A 16,197-nucleotide genomic window follows, 5' to 3' on the forward strand; every position below is an offset into this window, starting at 1 on the left:
GGTGGTCGGTCGTCCTCGGCGCGGAGGCGGAGCGGCTGTACGGGCGGGCGAGGGGGATCCATGACGGGCCGGGCATGCGGGGTGGGATCCGTGGCGGGCCGGGCATGCGGGGTGGGATCCATGACGGGCCGGGCATGCGGGGTGGGGGCCGTGACGGGCCGGGCATGCGGGGTGGGAGCCGTGACGGGCCGTGAACCCGTGCGCCGGGCCGGGCTCACCGTGCTCTTGCCGTGCTGCCCGTGCCGTGGCCCGTTCCTCCGTCCGCCCCGACTCTCCTCCCCGTGATCATTCCCGGGCGTACCGGCCGCCTCTACACTGACCAACGGACTCCTGGGCGGCGAGGGGCGGTTGACGGTGCGTAAGGCATGGATCGTGGCGAGTGTCGCCATCAGCTCCGCCCTGGCCTTCGTGATGCTGCTCGTCGTCGGGGTCTACCTCGTCGCCGGGAACCTGGTCAGCGGCGTGAGCGGCGGGGCGAAATCGCTGGCCAAGGGGTCGGTGCCGGCCGCGTACGCGGCCCTCGTGCAGAAGTGGGGCAACCTCTGCCCCGCCATCAGCCCGGCCCTGCTCGCCGCCCAGCTCTACCAGGAGAGCGGCTTCAACCCGAGGGCCCAGAGCCACGCGGCCGCGCAGGGCATAGCGCAGTTCATCCCCGGAACCTGGGCCGGCCACGGCATCGACGGCGACGGCGACGGCGACCGTGACGTGTGGGACCCGAAGGACGCGATCCCCTCGGCCGCCTCCTACGACTGCGAGCTCGCGTCGTACGTGAAGAAGGTTGGCGGGAATCCGACCGAAAACATGCTGGCCGCCTACAACGCGGGGGCATACGCGGTGATCAAGTACGGGGGCGTGCCGCCGTACAGCGAGACCCGGAACTACGTGAAGCGGATCACGACGCTCTCGGAGAGCTTCGCGGCGCCGGTCGGACGGGTCGACCCCTCCGAGCAGGCCGCCGCCGCGATCGAGTACGCGCAGAAGAAGCTCGGCACGCCCTACCTCTGGGGCGGCACGGGCACCGCTGAGCAGGGCGGACGCTTCGACTGCTCGGGACTGACCCAGGCCGCCTACGAGACCGTGGGCATCAAGCTGCCGCGCGTCGCCAACGACCAGTACAACGCCGGACCGCACCCCTCGCGGGACGAACTGCTCCCCGGCGACCTCGTGTTCTTCTCGGACGACCTCACCAATTCCCGTACCATCCGGCATGTCGGCATTTATGTCGGAGGCGGGTACATGATCGACGCGCCCCGGACCGGGGCGGTCATCCGGTTCGACCCGATCGACACCCCCGACTACTTCGGAGCCACCCGCGTCACCGAAGATGGCGCGAAAGCACTGCCCACGACGGTGTGAACCCTGTGTGAACCCACCCCCTGAGCTGCGAAGACGTGTCTCTCTTCGATAACGTCTACGTGATCATTCGGTGGAGTGTGGAACGTATCAGCGGGGACCATGCGTTCCTGATGACGTAGCCGAGCAGCCGTTCATTCGGCACGCGTCACGCACGCGTGCGGCGGAAGCGGATCTACAACCACGGGGGTGGCAGGAGCGGCGCACGCACAGGTGCGCCGGGAGAGACGACGAAGGGGCCGCAGCGCCATGGCTGGACTCGCCGATTCCGGGTCGAACCCTGACGTCGACCTGCTGTACGACATCAATGGCCTGGCCAAGGACGCGCCGGCCTGGTTCGACCGCGTCATGGAGTACGTCGGTGAGTACGGGCTGCTGCTCGCCATCGTCCTGCTCGTGGTGTGGTGCTGGTGGACCGTGCGGCGGCGGGGCGACGACGACGCGGCCTCCACCGTCGCGGCACTGGTCTGGGCGCCGCTGGCGGCAGGTGTCGCCGTGCTGGTGAACGTGCCCATACGGGGGTTCGTGGAACGGCCCCGGCCGTTCCTGGACCACCAGGGGCTCGAAGTGCTCGTCCAGGGCAAGACCGACTACTCGTTCGTCAGCGACCACGCGACGATCGTCATGGCACTGGCGGTCGGCCTGTTCGTCGCCAACCGCAGGTTCGGGCTCATCGGGCTCGTGCTGGCGTTGTTCGGCGGTTTCATCCGCGTCTACATGGGCGTGCACTACCCGACGGACGTCGTGGGCGGGTTCGCGCTGGGGACGGCCGTGGCGCTGCTGCTGTCGCCGCTCGCCATGGCCCTGCTGACGCCGGTGGTGAGGGCCGTCGAGCGCTCGCCCCGGGTGGGGTGGCTGGTGCGCGGCGGAGGGCGGGCCGCAGGAGGGGACACGGTGATCCCCGAGGCGCGCAGTGACCGGGCCCCGGAGCGGGACCTCGCCGCGTAGGACTCCTTACAGCGCCTGCGGATACGTGAAGAAGCGGTCGGGGTCGTACTGCTTCTTCAGCTTCGCCAGGCGGGTCGCCGCATCCCCGTAGTAGGCCTTGCGCCAGCCGGTCAGGGCCGGGTCCGTGTAGTTCTGGTAGGCCGCCCCCGAGGCGTACGGGCGCATCGACGTGTGGGCGGCGGCCAGCCAGTCGCGGGCCGTCGCGCCGCTCGTGCCGGCCCGCCACGCGGCGATGTACTGGGCCAGCATGCGGGAGCGGCGGTGGACGAACGCCGTGGACGTGGGGGCGACGCGGTTGACCGCTCCGCCGAGGGCGGTCAGCGCGATGCTGCCCGTGCCGCCGCGCACCGACCCGATCCGGGACAGCAGCGTGCGGATGCCGGCCGCGGAGAGGGAGCGGTCGAAGAAGTCCGACGCCGCCGCGTACGTCTCGCGGCCCAGCGCGCCCTCCGGGGAACGCCCCGGGGTCGGGCCGGGCAGATGGCACTGCGCGTCCGTAGGGAACGAGGAGCAGCCCGCGTACACCTCCATCGACTCCTCGTAGGAACGGCGCTTGAGGGAGACGCTGCGGGCCGGGGCGCCGACGCGGTCGGCCAGCCGGTCGACGGCGTTCCTCAGCTCGCCGTGGGTGCCGAGGGAGAACGCCGCGACCGAGACGGTCGGGGTGCCTCCCGCGGCACTCGCCAGGTGCAGGGACGACCAGATCTCGTCGGGCTGTGACGGGCCCCACTCCTGCCAGGCCTTCACCACCGCGGCGGCCTTCGACCAGGGCCAGGACAGGTACGCCGAGACGCCCTGCGGTGCCGGGTGGGTCTTGAAGTGCAGCTCCGTGACCACGCCGAAGTTGCCGTTGCCGGCGCCGCGCAGGGCCCAGAACAGGTCCTTGTTCTCCCGGGCGTCGGCGGTGAGCTGCTTGCCGTCGGCGGTGATCAGGGTGGCCCGGGTGAGGCTGTCGCAGGTCAGGCCGTAGGCGCGGGAGACCACGCCGTGGCCGCCGCCGAGGGTGAGACCCGAGACACCGACGGTCGGGCAGGAGCCGGCGGGGATCGTGACGCCCTTGGCGGCCAGGGCGCGGTAGACGTCGATGAGTTTGGCGCCGGCCCCGACCACGGCGGTGGTGCCGGAGGCCCGGACGCGGCTGAGTTTCGAGACGTCGACGATCAGACGGCCGTCGCCGGAGGACCAGCCGGCGTAGGAGTGGCCGCCGTTGCGGATCGCCACGCGCAGGGCGTGGGCACGGGCGTAGGCCAGGGTCGTGCGGATGTCGTCCGGGTGGGACACGTACGCGACCGCGGCGGGCTTCAGGCTGTCGAAGCGGGTGTTGTAGAGCTGCCGGGCCGCCGGCCAGTCGGCATCGCCCGGGCGGACCAGGGGGCCGTCCAGGTCGCGGGCCAGGGCGGAGAAGTCGGCGGCGGTGGATCTCGACGTGGTCGTGGTACGCGAGGAGTGGGAGGCGGTGGCCCCGGAGCGGTTGCCCGACGGGGTGCAGGCGGTGGTGAAGGGGGTCGCGGCCGCGGCGATCGCCGCCGTGCCGGCCGTGAGGATCGTGCGCCGTTCCATGGGGCCTCCCGGTGGTTCCGTCCTGGGAGACGGGGTGGTGGGGGTGAGGGTTCCATGGTCCGGCCGCGGCCGGGGCATCGTCCGCCACGGGTTCTCAGGGCGCCGCGTGCTGCTCCGCGTCCGTGCGGGCCTGGCTCCTGGCTCTTCGTGCCGGGCCGCGCCAGCCGCAGATGCAGCGGGCCATGCAGAAACGGCCCTTCTCCATGGTCGTCGTGCGGTGTTCCGGGAGGTTGGGGGGAGGCTCCGGCCCGTCCTGGTGCGCCACGCCGGCAACGTTACCCACCCCGGGTGAGGAGTTCGACGGCCGGTCGGCACGGGCTCGCGTGACGGGTGCACATACCCGTCGTTAACCGGAACAACACGGGGCCCGTGACGGACGTACCGGCTGGGGGTAGGCAGGCGATGACTGGGCGGCAGGGCGAACGGCGGCACAGGCGGGCGGGTGCGGCGGTCGTCGCGGCCGGGGTCCTGGCGGGGGCGGGGCTCGGGACCGCGGGGTGCTCCGGGGGTGACGCCGTCGCCGGGGACTCCCGTGGCGGGGACGCGGTCGCGGTGCTGCGGCAGGCCGCCGGCCGGCTGGTGGACGCGGGGAGTTCCAAGGCCCGTACGTCGATGGAGATGGCCGCCGGCGGGACCCGGGTGACCATCCGGGGCGCCGGGGTGTACGACTACCGGAAGCGGATGGGGCAGCTGAAGGTGCTGCTTCCGCAGGATCCCGCGGGAGCCGCGAAGCGCCGGCCGATCACCGAACTGCTCGCGCCGGGTGCGCTGTTCATGAAGAACCGGGGTGCCGGTGTGCCCCCGGACAAGTGGGTGCGGGTGGACACGCGGACCCTGTCCGACGGAAACCTCGTCACCGGCGGGGCCACCGATCCGTTCACGGCGGCCGAGGTGCTGCTCGGGACGCGGACGGCGGCGTATGTGGGCAGGACGGAGGTCGCGGGCACCGGAGTGCGGCACTACCGGGGGACGGCGGACCTCGGTGACGCGGCCCGGCGCGCCTCGGACGGGAACAAGGACTCCCTGAAGGCGGCGGCCGACGGGTTCGCCACCGCCGCGGTGCCGTTCGACGCCTACCTCGACGACGAGGGACGCATCCGCAAGGTCAGGCACCGCTTCAGCTTCCTGAACGGTCAGCAGAAGAGCCCCGTGGCCGTCGCCTCGACCACGCTGCTCTACGATTTCGGGGCCCCGGCGCGCGTACGGCTGCCCGCAGCCGGCGACATCTACGCGGGCAAGATCGCCGAGGAGTGACCGGCGTGAACTAGCCCGTCCGTGCCATGCGCGGTGTGTAGGCCGCTCCCTACTCTAGGAAGCCGGTGACGGCAGAGACGAGGTGATGCACGTGGCTCCGGTCGGCGGTACGGCAGTTCAGGACCACGTGGCCCTCGCCGAGATCGAGCTGTGCGGGGAGCTGATCATCGCGGCCTCGGCCGCCCAGGAGCGGCTCAGCCTGGAAAGCATCGACGAGGTGCTGAAAGTCGCCGAGGAGCGGGACTCCTCCGGACGCTGATGCGGGGCGTCCGCCGGACCCGGGCCCGGTTCACGTCCGCAGCATGCGGGCGATCGCCTGGGTCGCCTCCTTCACCTTGGCGTCGATCTCGTCACCGCCCTTGAGGGCCGCGTCGGCGACGCAGTGCCGCAGGTGCTCCTCCAGGAGCTGGAGGGCGAAGGACTGCAGGGCCTTGGTGGAGGCGGAGACCTGCGTGAGTATGTCGATGCAGTAGACGTCCTCGTCGACCATGCGCTGCAGGCCGCGGATCTGGCCCTCGATGCGGCGCAGGCGCTTGAGGTGTTCGTCCTTCTGCTTGTGGTACCCGTGCACGCCGTGGTCGTGATCGGCCGCCACTTCGGCTCCGGCGGTCTCGGCGGTGCCGGGGGTGACATGTGCGACATCTGTCGTGTCGGTCACATCCGTCATCGCTTCCTCCTGGTGGACCGTGGGTGAACTGATACCCCTGGTGGGTATATGGTACCGAACTTTGCCGGGTATACGGCCCTGGGAACCGCCCCCGTGTTCATCACTGTGCCCGATGGGCGACACTGGTGGGCGGCCGATAGCCGTGGCCGGATGATGCGCCTAGCATCAGCCTGACCGAAACCGAAGCACCCCGAGGACCCCACGTGCGCTTTCGTCTGACCCCCAGGGAGACGAGCTTCTACGACATGTTCGCCGCCTCCGCGGACAACATCGTCACGGGCTCGAAGCTCCTGATGGAACTGCTCGGGGCGGACACTCCCGCCCGGGCCGAGATCGCAGAGCGTATGCGGGCAGCGGAACACGCAGGTGACGATGCCACGCACGCGATCTTCCACCAGCTGAACTCCTCCTTCATCACGCCGTTCGACCGCGAGGACATCTACTCCCTCGCCTCGTCGCTCGACGACATCATGGACTTCATGGAGGAGGCCGTCGACCTGGTCGTCCTCTACAACGTCGAGGAACTGCCCAAGGGCGTCGACCAGCAGATCGAGGTCCTGGCACGCGCGGCCGAGCTCACGGCCGAGGCGATGCCGCATCTGCGGACGATGGACAACCTCACCGAGTACTGGATCGAGGTCAACCGGCTGGAGAACCAGGCCGACCAGATCCACCGCAAGCTGCTGGCGCACCTCTTCAACGGCAAGTACGACGCCATGGACGTGCTGAAGCTCAAGCAGATCGTGGACGTGCTGGAGGAAGCGGCGGACGCGTTCGAGCACGTGGCGAACACGGTGGAGACCATCGCCGTCAAGGAGTCCTGAGCCCTTCATGGACACCTTTGCTCTGGTCGTGACCATCGCGGTCGCGCTCTTCTTCACGTACACCAACGGTTTTCACGACTCGGCGAACGCGATCGCCACGTCCGTCTCGACGCGGGCGCTGACGCCGAAGGCCGCGCTGGCGATGGCCGCGGTGATGAACCTCGCCGGTGCCTTCATGGGCTCCGGGGTCGCCAAGACCGTCAGCGAGGGGCTGATCCAGACACCGACCGGGTCGAAGGGGATGGGCATCCTCTTCGCCGCGCTGGTGGGCGCGATCGTCTGGAACCTGATCACCTGGTACTTCGGGCTGCCCTCCTCCTCCTCGCACGCGCTGTTCGGCGGCATGGTCGGGGCGGCGCTGGCCGGGGGGACGACGGTCTACTGGGACGGGGTGCTGGAGAAGGTCGTCATCCCGATGTTCGTGTCCCCGGTGGTCGGCATGCTGGCCGGCTACCTCGTGATGACCGCGATCCTGTGGATATTCAGGAAGGCCAACCCGCACAAGGCCAAGCGCGGGTTCCGCATAGCGCAGACCGTCTCGGCGGCCGGCATGGCGCTGGGACACGGTCTGCAGGACGCGCAGAAGACCATGGGCATCGTGGTGATGGCGCTCGTCATCGCCGATGTCGAGGACTACGGCGATCCGATCCCGGTGTGGGTCAAGATCGCTTGTGCGGTGATGCTGTCGCTGGGGACGTACGCCGGCGGCTGGCGGATCATGCGAACCCTGGGGCGGAAGATCATCGAGCTGGACCCGCCGCAGGGCTTCGCGGCGGAGGCGACGGGGGCGACGATCATGTTCACCTCGGCGTTCCTGTTCAAGGCGCCGATCTCCACGACCCACGTCATCACGTCCGCGATCATGGGTGTCGGGGCGACGAAGCGGGTGAATGCCGTGCGCTGGGGTGTCGCCAAGAACATCATTCTCGGCTGGTTCATCACGATGCCGGCTGCGGCGGCTGTGGCCGCGGCTTCCTACGGGCTCGTGAGTCTGGCGTTCCTGTAGCCGGCCCGGTACCGCCGCGCACGTGAAAAGGCCCGCCCCTGGGAGCAGGGGCGGGCCCTTTTCGGCCTCGCGGTGGCACCGCCATGCAGCACCGCGAGGGGTCTCGGCGGGGTCCGGCTCAGCCGAAGCGGCCGGAGATGTAGTCCTCCGTGGCCTGGATCGACGGGTTGGAGAAGATGCGCTCCGTGTCGTCGATCTCGATGAGCTTGCCGGGCTGGCCGACCGCCGACAGGTTGAAGAAGGCCGTGCGGTCGGAGACGCGGGCCGCCTGCTGCATGTTGTGCGTCACGATGACGATCGTGAAGCGCTCCTTGAGCTCGCCGATCAGGTCCTCGATCGCGAGGGTGGAGATCGGGTCGAGTGCCGAGCAGGGCTCGTCCATGAGCAGGACGTTCGGCTCGACCGCGATCGCCCGCGCGATGCACAGACGCTGCTGCTGGCCGCCGGAGAGGCCCGAGCCGGGCTTGTTCAGACGGTCCTTGACCTCGTTCCAGAGGTTCGCGCCCTTGAGCGACTTCTCGACGATGTCGCTCAGTTCGTTCTTCTTGTAGTTGCCGTTCAGGCGCAGTCCCGCCGCCACGTTGTCGAAGATCGACATCGTGGGGAAGGGGTTCGGACGCTGGAACACCATGCCGACCTCGCGGCGGACCGACACCGGGTCGATGCCCGACCCGTAGAGGTCCTCGTCGTCGAGGAGCACCTTGCCCTCGACCCGGCCGCCCGAGGTGACCTCGTGCATACGGTTCAGGGTGCGCAGGAACGTCGACTTGCCGCAGCCGGACGGGCCGATGAACGCCGTCACCGAGCGGGGCTCGACGGTCATCGAGATGTCCTCGATCGCCTTGTGGGAGCCGTAGTAGGCGGTCAGTCCGCTTACGTCGATTCGCTTGGCCATGATTGCTTCACTTCCAGACAGTCAGATCAGTCGCTGTGGCCGCCGTCAGCGACCGGTCTTCGGGGCCTTCCAGCGGGCGATACCGCGGGCCACCAGGTTGAGGATCATCACGAAGGCGATCAGGGTGAGCGACGCCGCCCAGGCGCGGTCGTACGCCGTGACCTCGCCCGATCCGTACTGCTGGTAGATGTACAGCGGGAGCGACGCCTGGGCACCCTCGAAGGGGTTGGCGTTGATGAACTTGCTGCCGAACACCAGCAGCAGCACGGGCGCGGTCTCACCGGCGATGCGGGCGATGGACAGCATGATGCCGGTGGTGATGCCGCCGAGCGAGGTCGGCAGGACCACCTTCAGGATGGTGCGCCACTTGGGCACGCCGAGCGCCAGAGAGGCTTCGCGCAGCTCGTTCGGGACGAGCTTGAGCATCTCCTCCGTGGAGCGGACGACGACCGGCATCATCAGGATCGCGAGGGCGAGTGACCCGGCGAAGCCGAAGGGCTCCAGATCGAACATCAGCATGAGGCTGAGGATGAACAGGCCGGCGACGATCGACGGGATGCCGGTCATGACGTCGACGAAGAAGGTGACGGCTCGGGCGAGGTTGCCGCGCCCGTACTCCACCAGATAGATCGCGGTGAGCACACCGACCGGCGCGGCGATCAGCGTGGCGAGGCCGACCTGCTCCAGCGTGCCGAGGATGGCGTGGTAGATGCCGCCGCCCGTCTCCGAGTCGGCGACCACGCCCATGGAGTGGGTCAGGAAGTAGAGGTCGAAGACCTTCACGCCGCGCTTGACGGTCGACCACACCAGCGAGGCCAGCGGCACCACGGCGAGCAGGAACGCTACCCACACCAGCGAGGTGACCACACGGTCCTTGGCCTGGCGGCGGTTCTCGACCCGGGCCGCGATGACGTACGTACCGAGGACGTGCAGGATCGCGGCGATCAGCGCCCACTGGACGCTGCTGTGCAGGCCGGCGGCGGCGCTGATGCCGAGTCCGAGGGCGACGGATCCGGCGGCGATGGCCCACGGAGCCCACTTGGGCAGGTGGCCGCCGCGCAGTGTGCTGGGGCGCTTGGCGGTGGCGGAGGGTGTGGTGCTCATGCGTTGGCCCCCGAGTACTCCTTGCGGCGGGCGATGATCGCGCGGGCCGCGCCGTTGACCAGCAGGGTGATGACGAACAGGACCAGACCGGAGGCGATCAGCGCGTCACGGCCGAACTCGGTGGCCTCGCTGAACTTGCTGGCGATGTTCTGGGCGAAGGTGCCGCCGCCCGGGTCGAGCAGGCTGGTGTGGATCAGGAAGTCGGGGGAGAGCACGGTGGCGACGGCCATCGTCTCGCCGAGGGCGCGGCCGAGGCCGAGCATCGAGGCCGAGATGACGCCGGAGCGGCCGAAGGGGATGACCGCCATGCGGACCACCTCCCAGCGGGTGGCGCCGAGCGCCAGGGCGGCCTCCTCGTGCATCTGCGGGACCTGGCGGAAGACCTCGCGGCTCACGTTGGTGATGATCGGCAGGATCATGATCGCGAGCAGGATGCCCACGGTGATCATGGAGCGCGCGGCGCCGCCCTGCCAGGAGAAGACGCCGGTCCAGCCGAGGTAGTCGTTCAGCCAGCCGAAGAGGCCGTTCATGTGCGGGACGAGGACCAGTGCGCCCCACAGGCCGTAGACGATGGACGGCACGGCGGCCAGCAGGTCGATCACATAGGCGATGGGGCCGCGCAGCCGGCGCGGGGCGTAGTGCGTGAGGAACAGCGCGATGGCGACCGAGACCGGGACCGCGATGAGCATGGCGATGATCGAGGAGACGATCGTGCCGTAGGCCAGGACCGCGATGCCGAAGACCGGCGGGTTGACACCGGTGTTCCACTCGAAGGTCGTCAGGAAGTTGCCGTCGTCCTTGCTGATGGCGAGGACGGCGCGGTAGGTGAGGAAGCCCGCGATCGCGGCCATGATCACCAGCAGCAGAATGCCCGAGCCACGGGACAGACCGAGGAAGATCCGGTCTCCGGGCCGGGTGGCGCCACGGGCCGCGCGCTTCCGCTCGGCGGTGGGCGGCTGCGTGGGGGGAGGTGCGTCAGCTATCTGTGTTGTGTCCATCGGGTTCTCCGGTCTGCGGAACCGCACGTGCTGTGCGGCTCTTGGCGGCGGTGCACCGGACGGTGCGGTCCGGTCCCGCTGGGGACCGGACCGCACTCAGGTCAGCTCAGGCTCTCGACGGTCGTGCGAACCTTGGTGATGATCTCGTCGGGCATGGGCGCGTAGTCGTTCTCGGCGAGGATCTTCTGGCCGTCCTCCGAGGCCGCGTAGCGCAGGAACGCCTTGACCGCGGGCAGGGTCTCGGACTTGTTGCCCTTGTCGCAGACGATCTCGTACGTCACCAGGACCATCGGGTAGGCGCCGTCGGCCTTGGTCGCGTAGTTCAGCTCCAGCGCGAGGTCCTTGCCGGTGCCGACGACCTTGGCCTCGGCGATCGCCTTGGTGGCGTTGTCGACGGTCGCCTCGACCGGCTCGGCCGCGCCGGTGTCGATGGCGACGGTCTTGATGCCGTCCTTGGCGTACGACAGCTCGAAGTAGCCGATCGCGCCGGCGGTCTGCTTGACCTGCGCGGCGACACCGGAGGACTGCGGAGCGGACTGGCCGCCCTTGGCCTGCCAGGCCTTGCCGCCCTCGTAGGGGAAGTCCTTCTTGGCGGTGGCGATCAGGTACTTGGTGAAGTTGTCCGTGGTGCCGGACTCGTCCGAGCGGTGGAACGCCTGGATCTTGAGGTTGGGCAGCTTCGCGTCGGGGTTCAGCTTCGCGATCGCCGGGTCGTTCCAGTTGGTGATCTTGCTGTCGAAGATCTTGGCGATCGTCGCCGAGTCCAGGACGAGCTTGTCGACGCCGGGGACGTTGTAGCCGACGGCGATCGGGCCGCCGACCATCGGCAGGTCGATGCCCTGGCCGCCGGAGCAGATCTTCTTGGTGGCCGCGACCTCGTCGGGCTTCAGCGCCGAGTCCGAACCGGCCCAGGGGACCTGGCCCTGCGTGAACGCGGTGACACCGGCACCGGAACCGCCGGCCTTGTAGTTGATCTCCACCTGGCAGGCCGCCGAGAACTGCTTCACCCAGGCGTCGACCGCGTTCTTCTGCGCGGAGGAGCCGTCGGCGAGGACCTGGCCGGAGGCGTCGTCACACTTGATGTTGCTCTGCGCGGCGGCGTTGGACGAGCCTTCGCCCGGGTTGCCGGTTTCGTCGGAGCCGCACGCCGTGAGGGCCAGGGCGCCGGAGACGGCGAGAGCACCGAGAGCGAGGGCCCGCCGGTTCATGCGCTGAAGCTTCACTTGAGTTCCTTCCAGGAGCCGCCGTCCTGATCGGCGGCGTGCGAAGTCTGAGTGATGCGGACGCGGTCGCACTCGGCAGGCGCGGCTCGCGTCGGTAAGGCTGAAATTAGGCAGGACAGGTGAAGCCGCCAATGGCCGCACGTGAACGAGGGGTGAACCCCTGCCTAAGGCCTGGTTAGGTCACGGAATGCTCACGGGGAGAGCACGTCGGCATTCCGCTTTCGGGCGGAACGGGACCGTCCGGTCAGCCGGCCGTCCGGGGCAGGTGCAGAACGGTGAGCAGCTCGTCCACCAGGGGCCGGTCGTGGGGCTGGGTGAGGCGGTCCCGGGCGGCGGCCGGGGCCAGCCACAGAAGCCGGTCCACCTCGTCCGTCGGGGAGAACGCGCAGGTCACGGCCTCGGCCGCCCAGTAGCGGACCGTCTTGGGGCGGCCGCCCGCCGTATAGCGGTGGGTGGACAGCTCGGGGCCGGGCACGGCCCGGCAGCCCGTCTCCTCCGCCACCTCGCGCAGCGCGCCCGCGAGTGCCTCCTCGCCGCGCTTCAGTTTCCCCTTCGGCCACGACCAGTCGTCGTATTTCGGCCGGTGAACGAGGCAGAGTTCCGGCTCGCCGGTGGCGGGGGAGCGGCGCCACAGGACGCAGCCCGCCGCCTGAACGGTGGTGTCCTTGGGGGTGCTCACCGGTCTCACCGCCTCCTGGTGCCGGGTCCGGTCATGACGCGCCGACGGTCTCCTTCTGCCAGGCCTGCTGGAACGCGAAACGCGCCGCCTCCACCTCGTGCCGCTGGTCGGCGTGGAGCACGCCGAGGGCGTAGGCCGTGGCCGGGGCGATGCGCGGGGTGCGGGCCGCCTGGGCCGCCGCCGACGACGCCTCCGAGGCGTCGCGGTGCCGGTTCAGGGCCTGGCCGGCGGCGAGCAGCCGCAGGTCGACCACGGCGTTGCCCTTGGGGCCGCTGACGGCCTCGCGGGCGTAGCGGTGCAGGCGCAGCAGCAGGCGGACCTGGTGCCACGGGGCGTCCTGCGGGTGCGGGACGGTGTCCGGGGACAGGCCGTGGATGAGGGCCGCGGCGTTGTACGGGTGCCCCGCGACGACGAGGGGGAGGGCGGTCACCGCGTCGGCGAGCCGGTCCTGGGCGGCGGTGGCGAGGGGGCGCAGGTCGGTGGTGTCGGCGGTCTTGGCGAGCGGGACCTCGCTGGCCAGCACCGCGACCTTGTCCGCGACGGCGTGGAAGCGGCTGCTGCCCAGTGCCTGCAGGGCCGTGGAGTGGGCCCGGGTGCGGGCCAGCGTCAGCTGCCGGTCGAGCAGGGCGCCCGCCTTGGCCGCTCCCACGGTCAGGTTGCCGCGTTCCGGTGCCGCGGCCGGGGGGTTGCGCGGCCCGGCGTCGCGGGCGGCCGCCCTCTGCGGGAAGGGTGCCGCCCCGGCGGTACGACTGCCCGCGGCCGGGTCGGCATGGGCGAGCGCGGCCGGGTCGGCGCGTGTGCCCGCCGGGGTGTCCGCGCGACCGGCGGCGGCCGTGCCGGCCGTCCGCCCCGGCAGCGCCGTCGAGCCCGACAAACGGTGCAAGGCGCTCAGCAGGCGTTCCAGACGCGCCGTGTACGCGTGCTCCATCGCCAGCGTGCCCGACACCCAGGCCAGTTCGGGGCGCATCGCCTCGCACCAGTCCGAGTCGAGGAGGGACTGGAACGTGTGCAGGCCGGCGCTGATGCGGCGGGCCGAGCGGCGCAGGGCGCGGGCCGCCTCGGCGGACCCCTCCGAGCCGTTCGCCCCCGACCCCGTCTCCCGGTGCAGGCGCAGCGCCCGGAGGAACTCCGTGGCCTGCGCCCGCAGATAGCCCGCGAGGGCGTCACCGGTGGGGACGGGCCCGGCGTGCCGGGACCGGGGATCCGTCGGGTCAAGGTGTTGCTGTGCCACGCCGGCGCCTCCGGGCGTCTATGAGCATCTCCTGGACGTTGCGCAGGGGCTGTCCGTCCGCGTCGGTCGCATGCCGGGTCCAGTCGCCGTCCGGGCCGAGGTGCCAGGAGGCGGTGGCGTCGGACATGCCGGTCTCCAGCAGCCGGTTCAGGGCCGCCCGGTGGGCCGGGTCGGTGACCCTGACCAGGGCCTCTATCCGGCGGTCGAGGTTGCGGTGCATCATGTCGGCGCTGCCGAACCACACCTCGGGTTCGCCGCCGTTGCCGAAGGCGAACACCCGGGAGTGCTCCAGGAAGCGGCCGAGGATCGAGCGGACCCGGATGTTCTCCGACAGGCCCGCCACGCCCGGGCGCAGCGCGCAGATGCCGCGTACCCAGACGTCCACCGGCACGCCCGCCTGGGCCGCGCGGTAGCAGGCGTCGATGAGGGCCTCGTCGACCATGGAGTTGACCTTGATGCGGACGTACGCGGGGCGCCCCGCGCGGTGGTGCTGGACTTCCTTGGTGATCCGCGAGATCAGGCCGTCGCGCAGCGACTTGGGGGCGACGAGCAGCCGGCGGTAGGTCTCCCGGCGCGAGTAGCCGGACAGGCGGTTGAAGAGGTCGGAGAGGTCCGCGCCGACCTGCGGGTCGGCCGTGAGCAGTCCGAGGTCCTCGTAGAGGCGGGCCGTCTTCGGGTGGTAGTTGCCGGTGCCGACGTGGCTGTAGCGGCGGAGCATCTCGCCCTCCTGGCGGACCACCAGCGACAGCTTGCAGTGGGTCTTCAGGCCGACCAGGCCGTAGACCACGTGGCAGCCGGCCTCCTCCAGCTTGCGGGCCCACTTGATGTTGGCGTGCTCGTCGAAGCGGGCCTTGATCTCGACCAGGACCAGCACCTGCTTGCCGGTCTCGGCGGCCTCGATGAGGGCGTCGACTATGGGGGAGTCGCCCGAGGTCCGGTACAGGGTCTGCTTGATCGCGAGGACGTCCGGGTCGCCGGCCGCCTGCTCCAGGAAGGCCTGGACGGAGGTGGAGAACGAGTCGTACGGGTGGTGCAGCAGGACGTCCCGCTCGCGCAGGGCGGCGAAGATGTCCGGCGCGGACGCCGACTCGACCTCGGCCAGGTCCCGGTGGGTGCCGGCGACGAACTTGCGGTACTTCAGCTCCGGCCGGTCGAGGGAGGCGATGCGGAACAGGCCCGTGAGGTCCAGCGGGCCCGGCAGCGGGTACACCTCGGCCTCGCTGATCTTCAGCTCGCGCACCAGCAGGTCCAGGACCTCGCGGTCGATCGACTCCTCGACCTCCAGGCGCACCGGCGGGCCGAAGCGGCGCCGCATGAGCTCCTTCTCCAGCGCCTGGAGGAGGTTCTCGGCGTCGTCCTCCTCGACCTCCAGGTCCTCGTTGCGGGTGAGGCGGAAGGCGTGGTGCTCCAGCACCTCCATGCCCGGGAACAGCTCCTCCAGGTGGGCGGCGATGACGTCCTCGATGGGGACGTAGCGGCCCGGGGAGCTCTCCAGGAACCGGGACAGCAGCGGCGGCACCTTCACCCGGGCGAAGTGCTTGTGGCCCGTGACCGGGTTGCGTACGACGACGGCCAGGTTCAGCGACAGGCCGGAGATGTACGGGAAGGGGTGCGCCGGGTCGACCGCCAGCGGGGTCAGCACGGGGAAGATCTGGTGCCGGAACAGGGTGAACAGGCGGGCCTGCTCCTTCTCCTGCAGCTCGTTCCAGCGGACCAGGTGGACGCCCTCCTCCGCGAGTGCGGGGGCGACGTCCTCGTGGTAGCAGGCGGCGTGCCGGGCCATGAGCTCGCGGGAGCGGGCCCAGATCATCTCCAGCACCTCGCGGGGCTGGAGACCGGAGGCGGAGCGGGTGGCCACGCCGGTGGCGATACGGCGCTTCAGACCGGCGACCCGGACCATGAAGAACTCGTCCAGGTTGCTGGCGAAGATCGCGAGGAAGTTGGCCCGCTCCAGCAGGGGCGTGTTCGGGTCCTCGGCGAGCTCGAGTACACGCTCGTTGAACGCGAGCCAACTGCGCTCCCGGTCGAGGAAACGGCCCTGCGGCAGCTGGGGCCCGTCGTACGGCGACTCCTCGTAGGCGTCGAGGTCGGCGTCGATGTCCGGTTCCAGATCGGAGACCGCTGCCGCCACCGTGTGAGGGCGGTGGGCTGCGATGGAGCCCACGGAGGGCTGCGCGTGCTGGACCTGTGCCTGGGTGTTCGGCTGGCTCATGGACCCATTCTTCCGCGCCGCGAGCATCACGGGCGCGTCGGACAGCGCGGGCGGGAGCGGGGGTGTCACACGAGTGCTCCCGTTTCCCTCGGGCCCCTCACGGGGTGGGGAAGGCTCTGGCACGGCGGGATTCATTGGCCGAGCTTCGCAAGCTCGTCTGAATCAATGGTTACGGCGACATGACGTGCGGGATAGCGGGGGGCGGCCCGCGAGGGCCTGCGGGGGCTCGCGAGGGGCCCGCGT

The 16,197-nt window shown here is 70.4% G+C and carries 16 protein-coding genes; 6 read left to right on the plus strand and 10 right to left on the minus strand.

All coding sequences use genetic code 11. The features are described from left to right. Nucleotides 1-354: 354 nt before the first annotated feature. Both ACFY9S_RS15100 and ACFY9S_RS15105 read left to right on the plus strand, forming a co-directional pair. Nucleotides 355-1,356 carry an NlpC/P60 family protein gene (locus ACFY9S_RS15100; protein ID WP_391127710.1) on the plus strand — a complete coding sequence of 334 codons (1,002 nt, stop codon included), beginning with the start codon at nucleotides 355-357 and terminating at the stop codon, nucleotides 1,354-1,356. Nucleotides 1,357-1,602: 246 nt separating this feature from the next. Further along, nucleotides 1,603-2,301, plus strand: a complete 699-nt coding sequence (locus tag ACFY9S_RS15105; protein WP_391127713.1) for a phosphatase PAP2 family protein — start codon at nucleotides 1,603-1,605, stop codon at nucleotides 2,299-2,301. A 6-nt stretch (nucleotides 2,302-2,307) separates the two neighbouring features. Here the strand turns inward: ACFY9S_RS15105 and ACFY9S_RS15110 are convergent, their stop codons facing one another. Both ACFY9S_RS15110 and ACFY9S_RS15115 read right to left on the minus strand, forming a co-directional pair. After that, nucleotides 2,308-3,861 (minus strand): FAD-binding protein, encoded by a 1,554-nt coding sequence (locus ACFY9S_RS15110; RefSeq protein ID WP_391127716.1) that lies wholly within the window; start codon nucleotides 3,859-3,861, stop codon nucleotides 2,308-2,310. A 94-nt stretch (nucleotides 3,862-3,955) separates the two neighbouring features. Next, nucleotides 3,956-4,126 (minus strand): hypothetical protein, encoded by a 171-nt coding sequence (locus ACFY9S_RS15115; RefSeq protein ID WP_391127719.1) that lies wholly within the window; start codon nucleotides 4,124-4,126, stop codon nucleotides 3,956-3,958. A gap of 137 nt (nucleotides 4,127-4,263) precedes the next feature. Between ACFY9S_RS15115 and ACFY9S_RS15120 the strand changes: the two genes are divergently transcribed. Both ACFY9S_RS15120 and ACFY9S_RS15125 read left to right on the plus strand, forming a co-directional pair. After that, nucleotides 4,264-5,115 (plus strand): hypothetical protein, encoded by an 852-nt coding sequence (locus ACFY9S_RS15120; protein WP_391127722.1) that lies wholly within the window; start codon nucleotides 4,264-4,266, stop codon nucleotides 5,113-5,115. A gap of 91 nt (nucleotides 5,116-5,206) precedes the next feature. Beyond that, complete coding sequence (locus ACFY9S_RS15125) at nucleotides 5,207-5,374, plus strand: hypothetical protein (RefSeq protein WP_162494362.1); 168 nt, start codon at nucleotides 5,207-5,209, stop codon at nucleotides 5,372-5,374. Between the two features lie 30 nt (nucleotides 5,375-5,404). Here ACFY9S_RS15125 and ACFY9S_RS15130 read toward each other — a convergent pair whose 3' ends face one another. Further along, nucleotides 5,405-5,782 (minus strand): metal-sensing transcriptional repressor, encoded by a 378-nt coding sequence (locus tag ACFY9S_RS15130; RefSeq protein ID WP_391127725.1) that lies wholly within the window; start codon nucleotides 5,780-5,782, stop codon nucleotides 5,405-5,407. Nucleotides 5,783-5,985: 203 nt separating this feature from the next. Between ACFY9S_RS15130 and ACFY9S_RS15135 the strand changes: the two genes are divergently transcribed. After that, entirely contained in the window at nucleotides 5,986-6,606 is a 621-nt protein-coding gene (locus ACFY9S_RS15135) for a DUF47 domain-containing protein (protein WP_102912476.1), read from the plus strand. Between the two features lie 7 nt (nucleotides 6,607-6,613). Continuing rightward, entirely contained in the window at nucleotides 6,614-7,612 is a 999-nt protein-coding gene (locus ACFY9S_RS15140) for an inorganic phosphate transporter (protein WP_391127729.1), read from the plus strand. 118 nt (nucleotides 7,613-7,730) lie between these two features. On the opposite strand, the gene pstB is transcribed toward ACFY9S_RS15140, so the two are convergent. From pstB to ACFY9S_RS15175, 7 genes are all read right to left on the minus strand, one after another. After that, nucleotides 7,731-8,507: a phosphate ABC transporter ATP-binding protein PstB gene (gene pstB, locus ACFY9S_RS15145; protein WP_391127732.1), complete on the minus strand. Its 777-nt coding sequence runs from the start codon at nucleotides 8,505-8,507 to the stop codon at nucleotides 7,731-7,733. A 45-nt stretch (nucleotides 8,508-8,552) separates the two neighbouring features. Continuing rightward, nucleotides 8,553-9,611: a phosphate ABC transporter permease PstA gene (gene pstA / locus ACFY9S_RS15150; protein ID WP_391127735.1), complete on the minus strand. Its 1,059-nt coding sequence runs from the start codon at nucleotides 9,609-9,611 to the stop codon at nucleotides 8,553-8,555. Beyond that, a complete protein-coding gene (pstC, locus tag ACFY9S_RS15155; protein WP_391127738.1) occupies nucleotides 9,608-10,609 on the minus strand; it encodes a phosphate ABC transporter permease subunit PstC in 1,002 nt (333 codons plus the stop codon). Before pstC ends, pstA begins: the two co-directional genes overlap by 4 nt. A 101-nt stretch (nucleotides 10,610-10,710) precedes the next feature. Further along, a complete protein-coding gene (gene pstS, locus ACFY9S_RS15160; protein WP_391127741.1) occupies nucleotides 10,711-11,832 on the minus strand; it encodes a phosphate ABC transporter substrate-binding protein PstS in 1,122 nt (373 codons plus the stop codon). Nucleotides 11,833-12,076: 244 nt separating this feature from the next. Beyond that, on the minus strand, nucleotides 12,077-12,511 hold the full coding sequence (locus ACFY9S_RS15165; protein ID WP_391127744.1) for an NUDIX domain-containing protein: 435 nt from the start codon (nucleotides 12,509-12,511) through the stop codon (nucleotides 12,077-12,079). 31 nt (nucleotides 12,512-12,542) lie between these two features. Beyond that, on the minus strand, nucleotides 12,543-13,742 hold the full coding sequence (locus ACFY9S_RS15170) for a CHAD domain-containing protein (protein ID WP_391127747.1): 1,200 nt from the start codon (nucleotides 13,740-13,742) through the stop codon (nucleotides 12,543-12,545). Continuing rightward, nucleotides 13,723-16,089 carry an RNA degradosome polyphosphate kinase gene (locus ACFY9S_RS15175; protein WP_391127750.1) on the minus strand — a complete coding sequence of 789 codons (2,367 nt, stop codon included), beginning with the start codon at nucleotides 16,087-16,089 and terminating at the stop codon, nucleotides 13,723-13,725. The genes ACFY9S_RS15170 and ACFY9S_RS15175 overlap by 20 nt, the downstream gene beginning before the upstream one ends. Between the last annotated feature and the right edge of the window lie 108 nt (nucleotides 16,090-16,197).

The organism is Streptomyces sp. NPDC012474 (assembly GCF_042955185.1).
GTDB classification, from domain to species: Bacteria; Actinomycetota; Actinomycetes; order Streptomycetales; family Streptomycetaceae; genus Streptomyces; species Streptomyces cahuitamycinicus.

Bases quoted from the DNA above. Each gene is read 5' to 3' on its own strand.
- ACFY9S_RS15105 (WP_391127713.1), top strand. From the start codon at position 1,603: ATGGCTGGACTCGCCGATTCCGGGTCGAACCCTGACGTCGACCTGCTG.
- ACFY9S_RS15110 (WP_391127716.1), bottom strand. From the start codon at position 3,861: ATGGAACGGCGCACGATCCTCACGGCCGGCACGGCGGCGATCGCCGCG.
- ACFY9S_RS15120 (WP_391127722.1), top strand. From the start codon at position 4,264: ATGACTGGGCGGCAGGGCGAACGGCGGCACAGGCGGGCGGGTGCGGCG.
- ACFY9S_RS15130 (WP_391127725.1), bottom strand. From the start codon at position 5,782: ATGACGGATGTGACCGACACGACAGATGTCGCACATGTCACCCCCGGC.
- ACFY9S_RS15140 (WP_391127729.1), top strand. From the start codon at position 6,614: ATGGACACCTTTGCTCTGGTCGTGACCATCGCGGTCGCGCTCTTCTTC.
- pstB (WP_391127732.1), bottom strand. From the start codon at position 8,507: ATGGCCAAGCGAATCGACGTAAGCGGACTGACCGCCTACTACGGCTCC.
- pstA (WP_391127735.1), bottom strand. From the start codon at position 9,611: ATGAGCACCACACCCTCCGCCACCGCCAAGCGCCCCAGCACACTGCGC.
- pstC (WP_391127738.1), bottom strand. From the start codon at position 10,609: ATGGACACAACACAGATAGCTGACGCACCTCCCCCCACGCAGCCGCCC.
- ACFY9S_RS15175 (WP_391127750.1), bottom strand. From the start codon at position 16,089: ATGAATCCCGCCGTGCCAGAGCCTTCCCCACCCCGTGAGGGGCCCGAG.